We start from the raw sequence: 18,750 nt of genomic DNA on the forward strand, positions 1-18,750 counted from the left end.
TAGTTTAAAAATGAGGAGTACAACCATGAATCAATTTTATAAGGCATTAACATTTGTAAATGAAATTTTTTATGAACCTAATCACTTAACTATAAAAGCCATTCGCGAAGAAACCCAAAATTCAGATTATGGAGCTGGGGTATTTGAGCTAAATTCTAAATTGGTTAGATTTAGGGTTGCAAAAATAACACCTACAAAGATAGGACAGTTTGTTGCCTTTTGGGAAAAAGATTTAGCTAATAAAAACCAAGCCTATTCATATGAAAATGCTACAGATTTATTGGTTATCAATACGTTTACTACAAGTAATCATTATTTTGGACAATTTGTTTTTCCAAAAGAAGTTCTTGCACGACAAAAAATCCTTAAAACAGCTACTACAAGAGGGAAAATGGCGATTAGAGTTTACCCTAGTTGGGATACTCCCACGAGCCAACAAGCTATAGCAACACAAAAATGGCAGTTACCATACTTTGTTGCGATCAATAAAGACAGCTTGCAAACACAAGAACTATTAAAACTATACTCCAACTAATATTGGATAGCGCTATAAGCTTCTATTAAATTCATAACACCAATCCTAGAGAATATGCCTTAGCCATTTGTAACTAGATAAAGATAGAGGTGCCTGCGCCCGGCGCGGCCCCTCTTTTTTGTTTATTGCGGCTTGAGGATCGAAATTGGATTCAATATAAAATTTATACATTTGTTAATACTTTAATGCTTTCTCCGTATTAACTATCGTGAGACTCACAAAAACAAATTGCGCAATTTGTTGATGATTTTAGTTTTCAATATAAATGAGGGGAGGGGAAGCAGTTGGAGGTTGCCCCTGCGAATACAGGAATTTATCAAAATGAACAATGGGAGACCCAGAACAAGGTTCTGTCCACAGAAATGTTTGCTCAAATATTTGATACTTACTATAAGAGGGTCTATAAGTATATTTGCTATCGTATCAACAATCATTATGCTGCTGAAGATATATGCAGTCATGTTTTCGAAGTAGTCATTTCCAAATACCATAGTTTCTCACCGGAAAAATCAAATTTTGAGGTGTGGTTATTCGCTATTGCGAGAAACTCCGTAACGGATTATTTTCGCTCACAGAAACATAGAGCAGATTTTTCGTTGAACTCCATTTTGAACATAGTCTTATCCAAACCAACTCCGGAAGAAATCGTTATCCGAGATGACAATAATAAAGCCTTATTTACGGCTCTTGCAAAGCTGAGTGATAAGGAACGTAATATCATTGCTATGAAATATGCCGCTGGCTTAAAAAACTCGGAGATTGCAGATCTGTTAGGTAAGTGGTTCCAATATTGTTGTTGTTCTCTACAGAAGCTTAAAGAAACTGTATAAAGATTTGGACTTAGAGGAGGTCAAAAATGACTAGTAAACGTGATTTAAAAGACTTCAGCGATGTAACCAACATGCGAATGAATTAAGAGAAATTCAACGAGAAGCTCCGAAAAAGCTGACATTGAAGGAGGCTCACGCTATGGGAGTCGATTTTCCTGTCCCAACTTGGTTATCCGATCATTATCCAACGATAAACTTTGTTCCTCAAGGCGACCACATGGTTGAGGTGCAGTATCAAAAAGATGGAGAGTTCATTTCGTTGTTGATTTCGAAAGGTGGCAGTAACGGTATTAGCACACAGGATGAGGTCAAAAGAGAAACAATCGGCGGAAAAACAGTGTACTTTGCTAACGGGATAGCCATCTGGGAACAGAACGGATTCACCTATTAGCTGTATCAAATGGCAGAAAAAAACTTTGATGTCAAAACCATTGGGAATTTGATCGAGAAGATGTCTTCAAAAAACTAATCTAAGATAATGAAAGCAAGTGAATCGGTGGATATGTCCGGTTCACTTGCTTCTTTTTTGGTTCATTGGTTCATTTTATGAAAATGGGGGGAGGTCTTTAATTGACATTACCCGGTAAATTCCTGGACCCATTCATTGTTATAATAAGCAATGCCAATATGGGTAAAACTACTATTCAGTATATTGGCTTTATGTCCTGGACTGTTCATCCAGTCGTTCATAACCTGGGTAGGGCTGCTTTGTCCGTTTGCGATATTCTCACCAGCTGTGTTGTATGTGATCCCGAACTCCGACATCATATCGAAGGGGGAGCCATGTGTGGGGGAATTGTGATCAAAGTAATTGTTATTGTACATATCTTGTGCCTTGACCATAGCCATTTTTGATAAATCTTCACGCATACTTAGGGAATTCAACCCTGCTTTGGACCTCTCTTGATTGACTAAATCCAGAACCTGCTGCGCAAATTGGGATGAATCCCCATTACCTTGCGGTGCCTGTCCAGTGGGAGCAGCAGGTGTCTGCCCAGTCGGACCAGAGGGTGCTTGTCCGGTCGGACCAGATGGCGCTTGTCCAGTGGAACCGGGTGGCACTTGATCACCGTAATAATCATTCGGTGCCTCATTTGTTGGGTATCCTCCGGGTGTTTGAATGAGATCCAACAAATTGGATGGTATTCCAATGGGGGCTTCCTTGGTCGTTATAGTTCCTTTTCCTGCATTGGACGTGGCTGTTGATGATGCCTGTGTTTTGATTGGTGTTGGTGCAGCGTTATGAGCAGCATGGGTTGAAATTCGTGTTTGATGCTTAGGGGTAACTTGCTTTTCCTTCATATTGTTATTAGTTGTACAGCCTGTAACCAGTAAGAATATTGCCAACAAAATAAACTTTGCCATAAACCAACCTCCCTGAAAGCTCTAATTAATGAAGTTACGAATATAAGATTTCCAGAATGCCTTATTTTATTCCTGAGAAGCTTCCGTGCTTTTTTTGTAAAGAAAAACCTATAAAGATGATAGGATTCCCTAATATTATTCAGAGCAGATTATAATAAATTTAATTCAGGGTCGAAGGATTGGTTTTTTGAATTATTTTGGAAGAGTTTACGAAAGAAAAGGGGGTTTGTCGTATCGAGTCCACAATATACAGTTTCCGGACATACGACGGATCGCATTTAACGAAGAGCTCGGCCGAAGGGACATATCAATTTACTTATAAGCTACAACATAGACTGGTAGGAACCTATACCGTTATGGTTGGAGGAGAGGGTTCTGACCTTGGTTCAACAACCTTTGATGTAAGGGCTATTAGTACAGCTCTAACTGCTGAGGTATCACCGAAACAACCCGATGGGCAAAATGGCTGGTCTGTTCATCCTGCTAGAATTACTATTGGAGCTTTGGGGGGCTTGCCTGATGGACATAGCATATTGTATCGCGTTAACCAGGGCAGCTGGATGAAACACAGCGGCACGATTCCTATTGATACGAATGGTATCCACTTAGTGGAGTACCACAGTGTAGACGAGACAGAGGCAGCCGGTATGATCAGCTCGTGAACCTTAAAAATTGATTCAGCAGCACCAACACTCAGAGTAACATTGGATAAATCAACCTTATGGTCCTCATAATAATAAGCTTGTCACGGTAACCAGCTCGGTTTATGCAACAGATTCACTTTCTCAACCAGAGCTTCCGCTACTGTTACCGTGCCTCATGATTAGTCTGGCAAGTAAATAATAAGCCCAAAACCATTTGTAAAAATGATCTTGGGCTTTCTTTTTTGCAACTTACAATCATTTCCTATAACTAACATTTTACTGGGGATTGACCGATAAAAGTAAAGAACTTTTGAGGTTAATCTTTCACGTCATTGTAGCGTTATTACTGCAAGTTTGGAGGAACTTATGGAAAGCATGGACCATTTAGAAAATGAAAGAGGGCTGCCCTTTGACCCTGAAAGCTTAAAAAAGTTGCATGGCATCGATATCAATGACCAGGTGCTAATAAGCTTGAATCAATATCAAGAGAGCTGGAAAGCAGATGAATTTGTTTATCGTATCCTGACTACAGAAGAAATCGTAGAAATATGGGACTTGTTTCAGGATTTGGAATGCCACAAAGGCATCTGTCCGCTGCTCACGGATGATCAGTCCAACTACATAGGCTTATATACCGCCGGTCCGCTAAGAGAAAAGGTTTGTTATTTAAATCATGAAGAGACGGATTTGTCACCAGGATTCCGGTATATGGAGCGGTTCATTGCTACGATTTTGAATAATCCCGGAGCGGAGTGGGATCAACTCGCGCATGATTATCCTATCGTATCCGACCTTGATGATCGGCATGAGCACAGTGAGCTTGATTTTCATGTCATCCAAGAACTGGATCAATGCCTGTTACAAGAGAATCTTGATGAGGATCTGGTGCAGCAACTTATTTTTTCTAAATTGACGATGATGCCTTATTCGAGATCAGATGAAATTTGCAGTTATCTGACTTCAGACGACATGTTTATCCAAGAAAAAGCCGTCGTACTTTTAAGAAAAAGAAATTATACGCCGGCTGCCGGGTTGCTATTTGAGGTTGCCAAAAGCGGGATGCCAAATGGCAAGCTAGCAGCGATATCCGCTTTGAAGCAATTCCGTACAGCGGATAGCAAAAGGCTGCTGAAAGAATTGGAAGGGCTGCTGCCCCCAAATTATTTTAAGTAGGAGTGAGAGTGGTGGAACACGTAAGCACTGAAGAAGAACAGCGTTTTCCTTTGCCCGAACAGGATTTCGAAATATATAAAGCGGCAAAGGCGATGGTGATTTCAAGCATGCTTTATACCATCTGGCCTGTGCTTTAGCAGCCGATCCAAATAACGCTGAATGGCTCGAATCCCTTGACGAATGGATTGATACAGGGGAAGATTTACTGCCTTTTGTTCCGGTCGAAGACAACAATTATTTCGCCGTCATGGCGGTCAGGGCTTATATTTATGCCAGAGTGAATAAGTTTAATGATGCCTTCAGTATATTGAGGCAGGTTGTCAACGCAAAGCCGGAGGTACCCTATTTAGTGTGGGTTGGCGAATGGGAGCCGCGAGTCGTAAGCTTGGAAGAAATCGAAGAAAATACGATTATTTTATTTGTCAGCGGAGTCATGAAATCCATCGATCTGCTGGAAGGAAACGTACGACAAAGCGTTCTGGCCGCAATATCCTCCATTCTCCGGAGAATGTGTGTGATGTATCCTAAATCATACATGTTATACTGGTTGCTTTCCTCAATGTACAGAAGACAGGAGGATATGAAGGGAGCGCTAACAGCCGCTAAGACTGCTTACAAACTCAATAAATGTTGGAATACATCCATCGGTATGGCACTTTGCTTTAGAGCTGAAGGCAGCATACGTAAAGCCGCAGGCTATTACAAGAAAGCAGGTAAGCTTGATCCTGAGAACGAAACGAGCTATTTGGACTTGGGAGATCTGTATCTGGAAAATGGCTTATACAAAAAAGCTGTGAAAGCATACAAAAAGGCTTTGGATATTCAGCCTAATCATGAATGGGCGATGGCGTCTACCCTTTATTCTGAATACATGCTCAAAAAAGATGCAGAACGTTTGGGGAGAATCGAGACTTACTATAAAGCAAACACCAACAATGTCAGGGCAAGACAACTTCTGAATCCATTACTGCCGGGCTCCGCCATCCCTTTTGTTGATTATATACCGGAGCCGGAAGAAGCTTCCATCAATGTTCTACGCCAAATAGCGGAGCAAAATCCGGATTTGGAAAGCGGAGGGACGATCAGCCTTTCGATTAATTATTTGGAAGCACCCAGCGCTATTCATGCTTTTGAGTTATATTTGAATAAATTCGGCAAAAGCAGTCATCCGCCTAAGCTGAATTTGACTATCGAAGATGTTCCCGAACCGGATCCCAGAAAGACGATAGCCGATAACGGAGTTATCTTATGGAAATATGACGGGTTGAGTGCCCAACCGGCCATGCCTAAACCGTCGAGCAAAGTTGTTGATGCCGTATCCCGATTAGCAGTCACACCGTACCAACTTGAGGAATGGTACTTCAGAGCAGGCGAAATTGCTAAAAGTCTCACTCCTGAACTTCTGCCGGACTTTTTCACTATCCTGACTCATCCGCCGGAGCCGCCCGAACCGATTTCGAGCTGGCTGTGGATCCAGCGCACTCAGTATGCTGCAGTATTCATTATGGCGCAGCTTAGCCCGTCCAAGCCTTCAGAAGCTTTACTGTCCATATGCTATGGGCAAATGGATTGGCCAATAAATGCGGCGTTCACCGCATTAGCTTATCAGGCGCAAGGGAATCCTGAGCTTGAAAAATCGGTTTCCGAAGTATTTATCCAAGCTATGGAGCGGATTCCAAGTGAAGGCTACTGCTTCAATACTTATCCATTGGTTTGCAATTGGCTGCGACTTGCTTCGAATGATATTAATTTAAGGGAACAGTTGGAGCAATGGAAAAGCGATCTGGAGCAGCGGTAATAGGCAGTTAATTGGGAATCTTTTACGAAATCGTATTATTCTTGATGATTGTTATAACGCTACTGACACACAGATGTCAGTAGCGTTTTTGTATACTCAGTGTAGATGATTATTAAGTTGCATGAAGCTTGGCAATGCACCTAAGTCAAAGTAAATATTTTGTGAAATATGAAGAAAGAAGGTGGGGGTATTCCAATGGATTCAAATAAGGGCCGAACCCGTTACTGGGTTGGTGTAGTTTCCGCCTCACACGTAAAACGAGGAGTGCAGGGCAGTTTCGCCCAGCTTTGCCATGGGAAGTCCGCTCCTTTACGGCGGATGAGCCTCAATGATTGGCTGATATATTATTCTCCAAAGACGGATATGGAGAAAGGGGAGCCGCTCCAGGCATTTACAGCCATAGGGAAAGTTGCTGATGATAAAGTCTATGAATTCCAGATGTCAGAATCCTTTGTGCCAATTCGAAGGAATATCCACTATATTCCTTGCCAAGAAGTGAAGATTAAGGATCTATTAGATCAGCTTAGCTTCACACGTGGAGAACGAAATTGGGGATACACCTTCCGTTTTGGACATTTTGAGATTGGACGGGAAGATTTTCTAACGATTGCTGGGGCAATGCTGGGTGAGAATGCAGCGATGTCGTTAAACTAGCGAACCGGAAAGTTTAGTTATAATCGTACTCTACAAGCGGGCATGTGGTAACATACTCTCAAGATAGTTTAATTTAAAACAATGTGGAGTGAGTTATTGTGGCAACCGTGGAGGATTTTTTGAAGTTAGATATTCGAATCGGTACTGTGATTAAAGCGGAACCTTTTCCAGAAGCAAGAAAACCTGCTATCAAGTTAGAAATTGATTTTGGAGAAATCGGTATTAAACGTTCTTCTGCTCAAATAACGAGAAGATACGTACCTGAACAGCTCGTTGGTCAACAAGTGGTCGCAATAGTAAATTTCCCGGTAAGGCGAATTGCCGGTTTTGAATCAGAAGTGTTGGTAATAGGAGGCGTTCCGGAGGAAGGCGATGTTGTCCTATTGCAACCAAATGAATCAGTTAAAAATGGTACACCGATTGCTTAAAATCAATTGAAGATCCTTTGTGATTTACCATGAAAAAGGGGTTTACTCATTATTTTATAAGGAGTAGATCCCTTTTTCTTTTATGCAATACAATTTTAGAACTTCAAGACAAGCTGCGGTTGACAGCAGCCTGCAAATACCGGTGCAGAAGGGAGAAATCCAGCTCATTGCTGCGCACGGCTTTGCGAAATTTGGCCGGTGTGATGTTCATCAAATCAGCGAACACTTTGCTGAAATAGTGTACCGTTTCGAAACCCACTTCAGACGAGATGTCTTCGATGTTAATATCAGTATAAACAAGAAGATAGGCAGCTCGCTTAATGCGTTCGTTGCGTATCCAAGATGGAAACGTTAACCCAAGCTGCTCAGAAAGAAGACGTGAAAGTTGTCTCTCCGACAAATGAATTTCTTGAGCCAGTTCCTTGATCGTCAATTTATGAGACAGATTGCTCATGATGTAATCTTTAGCTTCTTTCAGTGCCCCCGAATAAATGGACTCAGTTCCATTCTCTGCCGTAACAGAACCCCCGTACCTTGAAAACATCGAAAGGGAGGTTAGCAGCAGCGAATGAGCCAGCTTCTCGGCAACCTTAGGGTAATCGATCTTCTCTCCTGAACAATAATCAATTAGCGCCTTCCATGTGAGCACAGCTGCGGATTGTTCCGTATCCGCAATGAATAAATGATGAAATCGGTTCAGTCTGTCGAACATTTCCACGACTTCGGGATCAGAAGCTTCTTGTATTATGTCAAAGGCAACGAATAGCAGAAGCATGCCGGAATCGCTTTCAATATGGTGTGAACTATTAGGCTTGGAGCAATAAAGAGTGCCTTGGCGCAGGGGATATGTAATGCCGTTATGAATATAAGTCCCTACTCCGTCGGCCACGTAGCATATTTCGAAAAATGAATGAGCATGGGGTGTATTACCGCGATGTCTTGGTTTTCCTCCCCAGTAATGAATGAAGAAGGAGGCTGGAGGGCCTTGAAGGCTCGTTACATGCTCATTTAGGTACAAACTGCTTTTTTGGCATGCTGCTATGCTTGGGACCATGTAAGTCCTCCTTCTGATCCCATAAGCGGGAACTATATGATTTCAAGGTGAGTACTGAGTATGGGAACCGACTTTAGAAAAACTCAATGATCGACGTTTCTCTTAACGCTTCATTATAACATGAAAAAGTGCAAAAATAAGGCGTGAATTTGAAAAGACAGCCCAGGATGAAACTTCTATACTGAAGAAGAAAGTACAGATCGATATTTCACTTGAAATGAAGGGCGGGCAAAACAAATGACTAAGATACCCGGCGCAAGAACAGCGCCTACTGGCATTTTAGGGTTTCCGGTAGCACCGATGGACCAGAGCGGTCGGTTGGATGTGAATGCTTTTGAACACAATGTGAAGTTTCTTCTACAAGAGGGGCTGTCAGCTATATTCGTCGCTTGCGGCTCGGGTGAGTTTCATGCGCTTTCTCATCAGGATTACCGGCAAATGGTTGAAACGGCAGTATTGGTGGCACAAGGGAAAGTTCCCGTTTATACCGGAGTAGGGGGAAATATTACCCATGCCCTTGAGCTTGCCAAGCTGTCTGAGGGATTAGGGGCAGACGGTTACTTGATCCTCCCTCCATATTTGATTGAAGCAGAGCAGGAAGGACTATACCGCTACTTGAATGCTATTATCGGTAGCACCGATATGAATGCCGTCGTGTATCAACGGGATAACTGTGTTCTTACTTTGAATACAATGCAGCGACTTCTGGATCTCCCACAGCTTGTAGGATTAAAGGATGGCCTTGGGAATATGGATCTAAATATTGAACTGACACAAACCATAGGGAACCGGCTGACATGGCTTAACGGAATGCCAATGGCCGAAGTGACGATGCCGGCTTATGTGAATTTGGGATTTAGTGGCTATTCATCGGCCATATCCAACTATATTCCTCATATATCGCGACTGTTTTATGAAGCTCTGTTAAGTGGGAATCAAGTGCTGCTTAGTGAACTGTACAAACATGTTATACTGCCGATCAACGCGATCCGCCGCCAAAGAAAAGGTTATGCCGTAGCTTTGATCAAGGCAGGCATGCAAATCGTTGGCCACCCGGTAGGAACCGATGTAAGACCGCCGATCATTCCTGTGGAGTCGGAGCATTTTCAAAAGCTTGAGCTCATTATTAAAGATGCGTTTGACCGGTTTCCTAGGACAGGCGCTACACCTAAGGAGGCGAATACCGGAGCATGATGGCGAATGGTGATAGTCCGACGTATCTGAATTATGTTCGGGGAAAATGGATGCGTTCACATACCGGGGAGGTAGAGGCCAGCATCAATCCGGCAAACGGCCGGGAAGTGGTAGGTTTTGTTCAAAATTCGGCTCTGCCGGATTTGGATGAGGCTGTTCAGGCGGCTGCCGATGCTCAGAAGGCATGGAAGCGGCTAGCAGGTAGTGTAAGAGGTGACTACCTATTCAAAGCTGCAGCTATCCTGGAGAGAAGGCTGGATGAGGTTGCAACAGCGATGACGAAAGAGATGGGCAAAACGTTCGCTGAAGCGAAGGGGGAGACGGCTCGTGGTATAGCAATCCTACGCTATTATGCCGGTGAAGGGATGCGTCCCGTAGGAGACGTTATCCCCTCCACGGACAGTGAAGCGCTGATGTTCACGACCAGGGTACCACTTGGTGTCGTAGGTATCATTACGCCGTGGAATTTCCCTGTGGCGATTCCGTTATGGAAAATGGCTCCAGCACTTGTATACGGCAACACGGTGGTCATCAAACCAGCTTCAGAGACGGGTGTGACCTGCGCTAAGCTGATTAAATGCTTTGAAGAAGCAGGATTTCCTCCGGGTGTAATCAATATGGTTACTGGATCGGGCAGTGTCATAGGCCGTGGAATTGCGGAGCATCCCGGTATTCACGGGCTGTCGTTCACCGGCTCCAATGCCGTCGGGAAAACGATCGGCCAAGCTGCACTTGCGCGTGGGGCCAAATATCAGCTGGAGATGGGTGGCAAAAACCCTGTCATTGTAGCAGCAGATGCCGATCTGAACTTGGCTGTAGAAGCAACAATCAGCGGGGGACTTCGCTCGACAGGACAGAAATGCACGGCAACGAGTCGTGTCATAGTTCATCAGGACGTGTATGAACCGTTTAAACAGCTCTTATTGGATCGGATCGGGCAGATCAAGATCGGTGACGGCATGATGGATGACGTATGGATGGGGCCTTGCGCCAGCGAACGGCAGCACGATACAGTGCTTGCTTATATTCGTAAGGGAATTGAAGAGGGGGCCCGTCTTCTGTGCGGAGGAGGGCATCCTCAAGGAAGAGGCTATGCTGAAGGCTACTTCATAGAGCCGACGATTTTCGAGAATGTCACTTCCGATATGACCATTGCCCGGGAGGAAATCTTCGGCCCAGTGCTGGTTTTGATGAAGGTTGAATCCATGGAGCAGGCAGTTCAGTTGGCTAATGATGTGGAATTCGGACTAAGCGCCTCCATCTTTACTTCCAATATTGGAGCGATGCTCGGCTTCATTCAAGAGATAGACGCAGGGCTTGTGCGCATCAATGCGGAAAGCGCGGGGGTCGAGCTGCAAGCTCCGTTCGGAGGCATGAAGCATTCGAGCTCCCATTCCCGTGAGCAGGGGCGCGCGGCAATCGAGTTTTTTACAGCAGTCAAAACCGTGTTCGTCAAATCGTGACGAGGAGGCTAAGGTTATGAGACTTGAAGCATCTAACTCAAATTCATATTCTTCACCAGTCATTACGGATATGCTAGTTATTCCGGTAGCAGGACGGGACAGTATGCTGCTCAATCTGAGCGGGGCTCACAGCCCGTTCTTTACCCGTAATGTGGTCATTCTCAAAGATAACGCAGGTCATACTGGTGTTGGAGAGGTGCCGGGAGGCGAGCGCATTCGCCAGACGTTGGAGGAGGCCAAGGCGCTCGTGATTGGACATTCCATTGGTGGCTACAACAATCTGTTAAGAGAGGTTAAGAAGCAGTTTGCTGATCGGGATGCCGGCGGGAGAGGGCTGCAGACTTTTGATCTGCGCGTAGCCATTCATGCCGTAACCGCTCTGGAGGCAGCACTGCTTGATTTGCTCGGACAATTCCTTAATGTCCCGGTTGCCGCATTGCTCGGGGACGGGCAGCAACGGGAAGCGGTAGAGATGCTTGGCTATTTGTTCTACGTCGGGAATCCTCTTAAGACGGATCTCCCTTATTCGAGTGAGCCTGATGCCAAGGACGATTGGTTCCGTTTACGCCACGAGGAAGCGCTTACGGGAGATCAGGTGGTCCGGCTTGCCGAAGCCGCCCATGCCCGCTACGGCTTCAACGACTTCAAGCTGAAGGGCGGGGTGCTGCCTGGAGAAGAAGAGATGGAGGCTGTGGAGCTTCTGGCCCGGCGGTTCCCGCAAGCACGGATTACTCTTGATCCGAACGGAGCGTGGTCACTGGATGAAGCGATCCGGTTATGCCGTGGCAAGAGGGATATTCTCGCCTATGCCGAGGACCCTTGCGGCGCAGAGAAGGGCTATAGCGGACGCGAGGTGCTCGCTGAGTTCCGGCGCGCAACAGGACTCCCGACAGCAACGAACATGATCGCTTGTGATTGGAGGGAGATGGGGCATGCTGTGCAGCTTCGCTCCGTCGATATCCCGCTCGCCGATCCGCACTTCTGGACCATGCAAGGATCGGTCCGCGTTGCGCAAATGTGCAGCGATTGGGGTCTTACCTGGGGCTCGCATTCGAACAATCATTTCGATATCTCCCTGGCGATGTTCACTCATGTGGCCGCGGCAGCACCGGGAGAGATCACTGCGATTGATACGCATTGGATATGGCAGGATGGTCAGCATTTGACCAAAGAGCCGCTGCGAATCGTAGGCGGTTTGGTCCAGGTACCGGATAAGCCAGGGCTTGGCATAGAGCCTGATATGGAGCAAATCGAACAGGCTCATAAGCTGTATGGGCAAATGAGTCTTGGAGCGCGCGACGATGCCAAGGCGATGCAATATTTAATCCCTGGCTGGACGTTCGATCCGAAACGCCCATGCTTGGTGCGATGATCCGTTCAGACATCTCAACCGGATTCCGGTACAGCCTATAGCTGGATGCTTATCCATAGTAAAAATGACCTTCTTAAGATCTTAAGAAGGTCATTTTTTTATTATCTCTCCTCTAAAGAGCTGCTGCCAATCTTTCCAAAAATCGGGTAGTCCTCGATAATTTCCGCAAAAGCATCCTCCTTAAAAAACATTCACAATCATCAGTATGTTAGATTATATGACTTTAAAATTTCTTGTAAAGGAATAATATGGTAACTTAAAGAGTATGATGTGAACAATTAACATATTAAATCATTAATTATTATGAAAAACTAACAATGACAAACCAATATACATGTTATATAATATTACACATAAAGCGCATAACATAACATTAATTGTTATAATATGTTCGGAATATTATAGGAATGGTTGGGGAGATGGTCACAGATGTTTATTCAAGCGAAGCCTTACATGTATCCTTATAACGGCGAGTTACGAGCGGATAACACTGCACTCATTATTATTGATATGCAGACGGATTTTTGTGGTAAAGGCGGATACGTAGACAGAATGGGTTACGATTTATCTCTTACCCGGCGAGCGATCGAGCCTATTCAGCGGCTACTGGAGGTTGTAAGAGAAATTGATGGTTTTACTGTTATTCATACAAGAGAAGGGCATCGGGAAGATTTGTCCGATCTTCCTGCTAACAAAAGATGGCGAAGCAAGCAAATAGGCGCTGAGATCGGATCCGAGGGTCCAGCAGGTAGGATTTTGGTCCGAAATGAGCCAGGGTGGCAAATTATCGAGGAGTTGGAACCCTTACCGGGTGAGATCATTATTGATAAGCCGGGTAAAGGCAGCTTTTATGCTACAGATCTGGATCTTATTCTTGGCACGAAAGGCATTCAAAATATAATTCTGAGTGGTATTACTACAGATGTGTGTGTACATACCACAATGCGAGAAGCGAATGATCGCGGTTATGAGTGCCTCATTCTTGAAGATTGTACTGGTGCAACCGATCCCGATAACCATACTGCTGCATTACATATGGTTACGATGCAAGGAGGCGTCTTCGGCGGAGTATCGAATTCAGCGCATGTGCTAGCAGCGCTTCGCGAACTGCAAGCTTCTAAATAACGACAGTTCACATAACTCAAATGAAACGAGGGATAACAATGGGCACAAAAGACAATCAATTGCTGGAAGAAGAATATGAGCGGTCAGCGGTACCGGCAGCAGCGAGAAAAAGCTTGCTCTCTGTTTCTCTGGTATGGATAGGGTTTCCGATGATCATGACAGGTGCAGTTACTGGCGCCGCAATCGTGACAGGGCTTGGATTTTGGAAAGGAATGCTGGGTATCTTACTCGGCAACCTGATTTTATTTGGTTACGTCGGTATTCTCGGCATGCTATCTACAACAAAGGGATATAATTTTGCACTACAGTCTGCAATCACTTTTGGTAGAAAAGGAGCGCGAATTGTCTCCGGGTTATTGTCCACTCTCGTTATAGGTTGGTTCGCAGTTCAGACGGGATTAACGGGCAGCAGTATGCGCGAGGCATTCGGTTCTAACGAGCTGCTCATTACACTTGTAGCAGGCATTTTATATATACTGGTCACTTTGATCGGAGTAAAAGCTTTAACTTACATCGGAGCAATCTCCGCACCGTTCTTTTTCATTCTAGGCTGCTGGGCGGTTGGTGATTCAGTGTCCCAAGGAGGCGGCTGGTCAACTATCACACAGTATGCAGGTAACCATTCCCTTAGCTTTGGGGTTGCTGTAACCATGGTTGTTGCGTTATTCGCTGATTCAGGTACGATGACGGGTGACTTTAATCGATGGTCGAAGAACAGAAAAGAGTCTCTGCTTGCGACTTTCACTGCTTTTCCTATTGCATGTATGATCGCTATGGTGTTTGGAGGGTTAATCGCAGCGGCTGCAAGCCAAAATGCGGATTTGTTCCAATACATTGCCGGCAAGGGTGGGGCGGTAGCCTTCATCTCAGTAGTCCTATTATTCCTAAATTTGGGAAGCGTCTGCTCTCATTGTCTATATAACGCAGCCGTTGGCTGGTCCAGCCTCATAGGAGGAAAAATGAGAATAACCGCGATAGTTCTCGGAGTAATTGGTACGATATTCGCGGTATCTGGTGCATGGAATCATTTTGCGGATTGGCTCAACTTACTTGGCATCATTGTTCCGCCTATTGGCGCGGTTATCATTATGGATCAATGGATCGTCCGCAAGGATGAAGATATTTCCGCTTCGTTCCGACCAGCTGCATTTATTGCATGGCTGGCAGGGGCTCTCATCGGTCTTATCAGCGATTATTTGGCTCCTTATCTATCTACTGCAGTTGTGTCCTTAGTGTCCGGAGGACTTGTATATAGTTTGCTCTCGGTGAAGTTATTGAGGAAGGCTGGGACAAATTCTGGTACGGTCATCTCCAGTAAACTCTAAGTGAACGATTTAACAAAATAACAACGGTATAGCCCAAACAGTACGGTACAAGAGGGGAGAGGAAAAGGGAATGCTGAATGAATATGGACCCTTGTTCACTTGCGCTGATATTTTGAAGCTTCCCCAATTAGAAGGTGTACTTCTCCGTGCTGGGAGTGAGGGCTTGACTCACCAGATTGCCCGAGTCAACGTTATGGAAGTGCCTGATGTTGTGGAATGGGTACGACCGGGAGAATTCTTAATGACAACGGGCTATCCTTTTCGGAATAATCCGCAAGCCTTGGTTGAAATGATTCCGCTGTTGGCGCAAAAAGGATTAGCTGCTCTTGGTATTAAAACCAAGCGCTATATGAATGAGATCCCTCAAGAAGCTTTGGATCTGGCGGATATGTATAACTTGCCGATATTCGAGCTTCCGCCGCAGACTGTGTTCTCCGATGTTCAGCGAGAGATCATGGAATACGTTCTTATGAACGAGGCGAAGGAACTCACTCAATTGCAGAATCGCATTGGACATTTGACCAAGCAGATGCTAACAGGTATCTCATTGGAATCAGTGATGGCTGATTTGGCAGAGGTCTTAGGCAATCCCTTAATTTTGGTAGAAGGTGACCTGATAAAGCTATACGGTAAGTCACTACCGCTCTCATATGATGAGGAGACTGAGATACCCTGGAAGGAAATCCAATCAGGTTTACGGGAAGGGATGAATCGGGTAGAGATTAACGGTCGTCCCTTAAATCTGCATCTGACACTATTTAATAACCGCGAAAATAAAGAGATATCGTCGTCACTGATAGTGGCAGAATGGAATCATTCCTTAAGCAACCTGGATTTGTTGACGCTGGAGCGAATGAGTGTATTTATTCGGATGGAAATGATTAATAGGCAAACTCGAAACGAGGTTGAATTCAAATATAAAGACCAATTTTTATACGACTGGTTGTCAGGAAGGTTGGGAACCGAAACGGATGTGCATAGCCGGGCGGAAGCGAGTGGGGTACTTCTTGCTGAAGGCTTCCAATATACCGTAGTCATCGTGAGATGGCTGCAGAATAAACCGGATTATAAGGGCCTTCAGCAAATGATTAGACAGCTTCGCTCGAAGGCGTGGAGTGAACATGGAATCCATGTTGTTATTTTGGAAGAAGAGCTGGTATGGATCTTGAGCCATTCAGAGTCGCAGCCTTCTGCGGGAGTACTTGAAGAAATTGCGATTGCTTTGAGGGAGTCCGCTCCTCAACAGATCACAGGCGCCTGCTGCTCGTTGTGTATTGGTAAGCAGGCAGCTATGCCACTAGCAGTACTAGAAAGTTATATGCAGGCGAAGCAGGTTCACCGGATCAGTCAAGTGACAGGTGTGGATGACTTGTATGTCACACTTGATCAACTGGGAGCTTACCAGCTGCTTTATTTGCTAGCGGATCATTCCGAAGCTCGCACGTTCAGGGACAGGTATACGCTTCCGCTCCTGGAATATGAAGTGAAGCATGATACGCTGCTGCTTCAGACACTTAAAACGTATTTTGCCAACAATCTAAATATAAGAAAAACAGCCGGGGCGTTATTCACACATTACAATACAGTCGTACATCGGCTTGAACGTGTCTCCGAAATATTGGAGCTGCAGCTGGATGATGCGGAAAAGCGTCTACAACTGGAACTGGCTGTTAAGCTGCATTACATGGATATCAAAAAGGAGGGCATCCAATGATGACAAACGCATCTTGTCCGGAAATATTAACTATAGAATCGTTAAAAGCTTTATATGCTGGTGGCGTTCTAACTCCTGCCCAAGTCATCCAAGAGATCATCACCCGGGTACATGAGGACGCAGAAATGAACATATGGATTACTCCGCCCAGATTGGAAATCATTCAATCGTATGTGGAAAGATTAATGCAGATGAATCCGGAGGAATATCCATTGTGGGGGATTCCTTTTGCGATAAAGGATAATATTGATATGGCTGGTGTTCCCACCACCGCTGGTTGCGATGCTTACGCGTATACGCCAGAACGCCACGCTACTATCGTAGAGCGGCTTATTGACGCGGGAGCAATCCCGCTCGGCAAGACGAATTTGGATCAGTTCGCGACGGGGCTCATCGGAACGAGAAGTCCGTATGGCGAGACTCACAACGCCCTGCGTCCTGAGTTGATCAGCGGAGGCTCCAGCTCAGGTTCAGCTGTTGCCGTGGCCCGTGGTCACGCAGCCTTCTCGCTCGGAACAGATACGGCAGGTTCGGGTCGGGTACCAGCAGCGCTGAATCGGTTAGTGGGATACAAGCCAAGCCTAGGAACTTGGCCATCCAGTGGGCTCGTACCCGCATGTGCAAGCTTGGATTGCATCACCGTCTTCTCCCACAGCATCGAGGAGGCACTTACAGTCGATAGTATTGTTCGCGGCAAGGACACATCCGATCCTTGGTCACGAGACATCCCATTAACAACACAGCATCCTATGCCTGTCAAAATAGCCCTGCCTAAGCAGTCGCTTCAGTTCTATGGCCCATATGCCTCAGCCTATGAACAGGCTTGGCAAGCTGTTATTGCTAGATGGAAAACACTATCAGTTGAGATTGAATACGTGGATATATCCGTATTCGAGCAGGCGGCTGCTCTTCTTTATGATGGCCCATGGATAGCGGAACGCTGGGCAACCATGGGAAGCTTTATTGATTCAAATCCTGGATCTGGTTTGTTGGTTACCGAACAAATATTGCGGTCTGGTGATGACTCTGCATATAGTGCAGCTTCGGTTTTTCGTGCGATTCACAAACTGCAAGTATATAAGATGCAGGCCAAACAGCTGTTGAAAGATGCAGTCCTTGTGCTGCCGACATGCGGAGGTACTTGGACGAGGGAGCAGGTGGCGGAGGAGCCTTTCAGGACTAACCGCTTGATGGGGCAATATACGAACCATTGCAATCTCCTTGATTTGAGTGCCATTGCCATCCCTGCCGGGGATGCCGCTGCCGATACGCCGTTCGGGATTACGCTTTTTGCTCCGTCGGAGCACGAGGGCTGGCTTAGCGGAGCAGCAGAAGAATTCGTACAGCAATTGGATAAGGTGCAAGAAACAGCAGTGATAGTGAAGCAAGATTATGAGAATGCTTCGAGAACTCTAAAGCCTGAATTGAGTACTACTCTGATTGCAGTTTGTGGATTACATATGCGTGGTCTGGCGCTAGAGCCACAAATGCAAGCATGCGGAGCCCGATTTATTAAGGAAGCTCAAACGGCAGCTTGTTATCAGATGATTCAACTGCCGACGGTACCCGCAAAGCCCGGACTCATTAAGGGAGCCGATGTCGGAGCATCGATTCAGCTGGAGTTGTGGGAAATGCCTCTGGAGGCATTCGGTACATTCGCAGCGTCCATCCCGGCCCCCTTGGGAATCGGGAAGGTAGAACTCCAGGATGGATCGGAAGTGCCTGGCTTTGTCTGTGAGGCTTATGCCGCTGCCGGTGCAAAGGACATAACAGCTCATGGCGGCTGGCGTCAAGCCATGGCAGTACTTGTTTGAAGAGAAAGTTAGAATTTATCGAGAAATACCTTTGTGAGAAATCGACCTGATAGAGGTCGATTTTTTTGAATACTTTAATATTGACACTATTGCTTTCATTGATCAAACATCATAGAAGGCCTGGAATGACAGCTTCGCTGTGATTAATGGCAGAGTAGGAGGAGGGTATTATTGGTTATGCCTATAAAAATCATTCACATTATATATTAGACAAATAAAGCATCTGCCCCTATTATGTGTTTATATTTTAAATCGTTTGAGG

General features: G+C 45.4%; 18 protein-coding genes. 16 read left to right on the forward strand and 2 right to left on the reverse strand.

The features are described from left to right. The first annotated feature begins 25 nt into the window (after positions 1-25). The 3 genes from BP97_RS0117335 (at position 26) to BP97_RS38930 (ending at position 1,756) form a co-directional block, all read left to right on the forward strand. Entirely contained in the window at positions 26-535 is a 510-nt protein-coding gene (locus BP97_RS0117335; RefSeq protein WP_028550222.1) for a MepB family protein, read from the forward strand. Between the two features lie 284 nt (positions 536-819). Further along, positions 820-1,365, forward strand: coding sequence for a sigma-70 family RNA polymerase sigma factor (locus BP97_RS36700; RefSeq protein ID WP_231506328.1), 546 nt, complete (start codon positions 820-822; stop codon positions 1,363-1,365). 139 nt (positions 1,366-1,504) lie between these two features. Further along, positions 1,505-1,756 (forward strand): hypothetical protein, encoded by a 252-nt coding sequence (locus BP97_RS38930; RefSeq protein WP_028550223.1) that lies wholly within the window; start codon positions 1,505-1,507, stop codon positions 1,754-1,756. A 185-nt stretch (positions 1,757-1,941) separates the two neighbouring features. On the opposite strand, the gene BP97_RS0117350 is transcribed toward BP97_RS38930, so the two are convergent. Next, on the reverse strand, positions 1,942-2,730 hold the full coding sequence (locus tag BP97_RS0117350) for a CAP domain-containing protein (RefSeq protein WP_028550224.1): 789 nt from the start codon (positions 2,728-2,730) through the stop codon (positions 1,942-1,944). A 356-nt stretch (positions 2,731-3,086) separates the two neighbouring features. Between BP97_RS0117350 and BP97_RS0117355 the strand changes: the two genes are divergently transcribed. The 6 genes from BP97_RS0117355 (at position 3,087) to csaA (ending at position 7,427) form a co-directional block, all read left to right on the forward strand. Continuing rightward, positions 3,087-3,392, forward strand: a complete 306-nt coding sequence (locus tag BP97_RS0117355) for a hypothetical protein (RefSeq protein WP_028550225.1) — start codon at positions 3,087-3,089, stop codon at positions 3,390-3,392. Between the two features lie 348 nt (positions 3,393-3,740). Then, a complete protein-coding gene (locus BP97_RS0117360; RefSeq protein ID WP_028550226.1) occupies positions 3,741-4,547 on the forward strand; it encodes a hypothetical protein in 807 nt (268 codons plus the stop codon). Positions 4,548-4,558: 11 nt separating this feature from the next. Then, positions 4,559-4,684: a hypothetical protein gene (locus BP97_RS41430; RefSeq protein WP_269321917.1), complete on the forward strand. Its 126-nt coding sequence runs from the start codon at positions 4,559-4,561 to the stop codon at positions 4,682-4,684. A 212-nt stretch (positions 4,685-4,896) separates the two neighbouring features. Then, positions 4,897-6,345, forward strand: a complete 1,449-nt coding sequence (locus BP97_RS0117370; protein ID WP_028550227.1) for a tetratricopeptide repeat protein — start codon at positions 4,897-4,899, stop codon at positions 6,343-6,345. Between the two features lie 195 nt (positions 6,346-6,540). Further along, a complete protein-coding gene (locus tag BP97_RS0117375) occupies positions 6,541-6,999 on the forward strand; it encodes an EVE domain-containing protein (RefSeq protein ID WP_028550228.1) in 459 nt (152 codons plus the stop codon). Positions 7,000-7,097: 98 nt separating this feature from the next. Continuing rightward, positions 7,098-7,427 (forward strand): chaperone CsaA, encoded by a 330-nt coding sequence (gene csaA, locus BP97_RS0117380; protein ID WP_028550229.1) that lies wholly within the window; start codon positions 7,098-7,100, stop codon positions 7,425-7,427. Positions 7,428-7,530: 103 nt separating this feature from the next. Here csaA and BP97_RS0117385 read toward each other — a convergent pair whose 3' ends face one another. Next, positions 7,531-8,481, reverse strand: coding sequence for an AraC family transcriptional regulator (locus BP97_RS0117385; RefSeq protein WP_028550230.1), 951 nt, complete (start codon positions 8,479-8,481; stop codon positions 7,531-7,533). Between the two features lie 237 nt (positions 8,482-8,718). Between BP97_RS0117385 and kdgD the strand changes: the two genes are divergently transcribed. From kdgD to atzF, 7 genes are all read left to right on the forward strand, one after another. Beyond that, positions 8,719-9,675: a 5-dehydro-4-deoxyglucarate dehydratase gene (gene kdgD / locus BP97_RS0117390; RefSeq protein ID WP_028550231.1), complete on the forward strand. Its 957-nt coding sequence runs from the start codon at positions 8,719-8,721 to the stop codon at positions 9,673-9,675. Continuing rightward, positions 9,672-11,138, forward strand: coding sequence for an alpha-ketoglutaric semialdehyde dehydrogenase GucD (gene gucD, locus BP97_RS0117395; RefSeq protein ID WP_028550232.1), 1,467 nt, complete (start codon positions 9,672-9,674; stop codon positions 11,136-11,138). Before kdgD ends, gucD begins: the two co-directional genes overlap by 4 nt. Positions 11,139-11,154: 16 nt before the next feature. Further along, positions 11,155-12,510 carry a glucarate dehydratase gene (gene gudD / locus BP97_RS0117400; RefSeq protein ID WP_028550233.1) on the forward strand — a complete coding sequence of 452 codons (1,356 nt, stop codon included), beginning with the start codon at positions 11,155-11,157 and terminating at the stop codon, positions 12,508-12,510. 429 nt (positions 12,511-12,939) lie between these two features. After that, on the forward strand, positions 12,940-13,635 hold the full coding sequence (gene biuH / locus BP97_RS0117405) for a biuret amidohydrolase (RefSeq protein WP_028550234.1): 696 nt from the start codon (positions 12,940-12,942) through the stop codon (positions 13,633-13,635). Between the two features lie 38 nt (positions 13,636-13,673). Beyond that, entirely contained in the window at positions 13,674-14,960 is a 1,287-nt protein-coding gene (locus BP97_RS0117410; protein WP_197035484.1) for a purine-cytosine permease family protein, read from the forward strand. A gap of 70 nt (positions 14,961-15,030) precedes the next feature. Continuing rightward, the gene (locus BP97_RS0117415) at positions 15,031-16,674 is read left to right on the forward strand and encodes a PucR family transcriptional regulator (protein WP_028550236.1); all 1,644 of its coding nucleotides are present in this window, start codon (positions 15,031-15,033) and stop codon (positions 16,672-16,674) included. Next, positions 16,674-18,488: an allophanate hydrolase gene (gene atzF / locus BP97_RS0117420; RefSeq protein WP_028550237.1), complete on the forward strand. Its 1,815-nt coding sequence runs from the start codon at positions 16,674-16,676 to the stop codon at positions 18,486-18,488. The genes BP97_RS0117415 and atzF overlap by 1 nt, the downstream gene beginning before the upstream one ends. Positions 18,489-18,750: the final 262 nt, after the last annotated feature.

This window comes from Paenibacillus sp. UNC451MF, assembly GCF_000686845.1.
In the GTDB taxonomy this organism is placed as follows: Bacteria; Bacillota; Bacilli; order Paenibacillales; family NBRC-103111; genus Paenibacillus_S.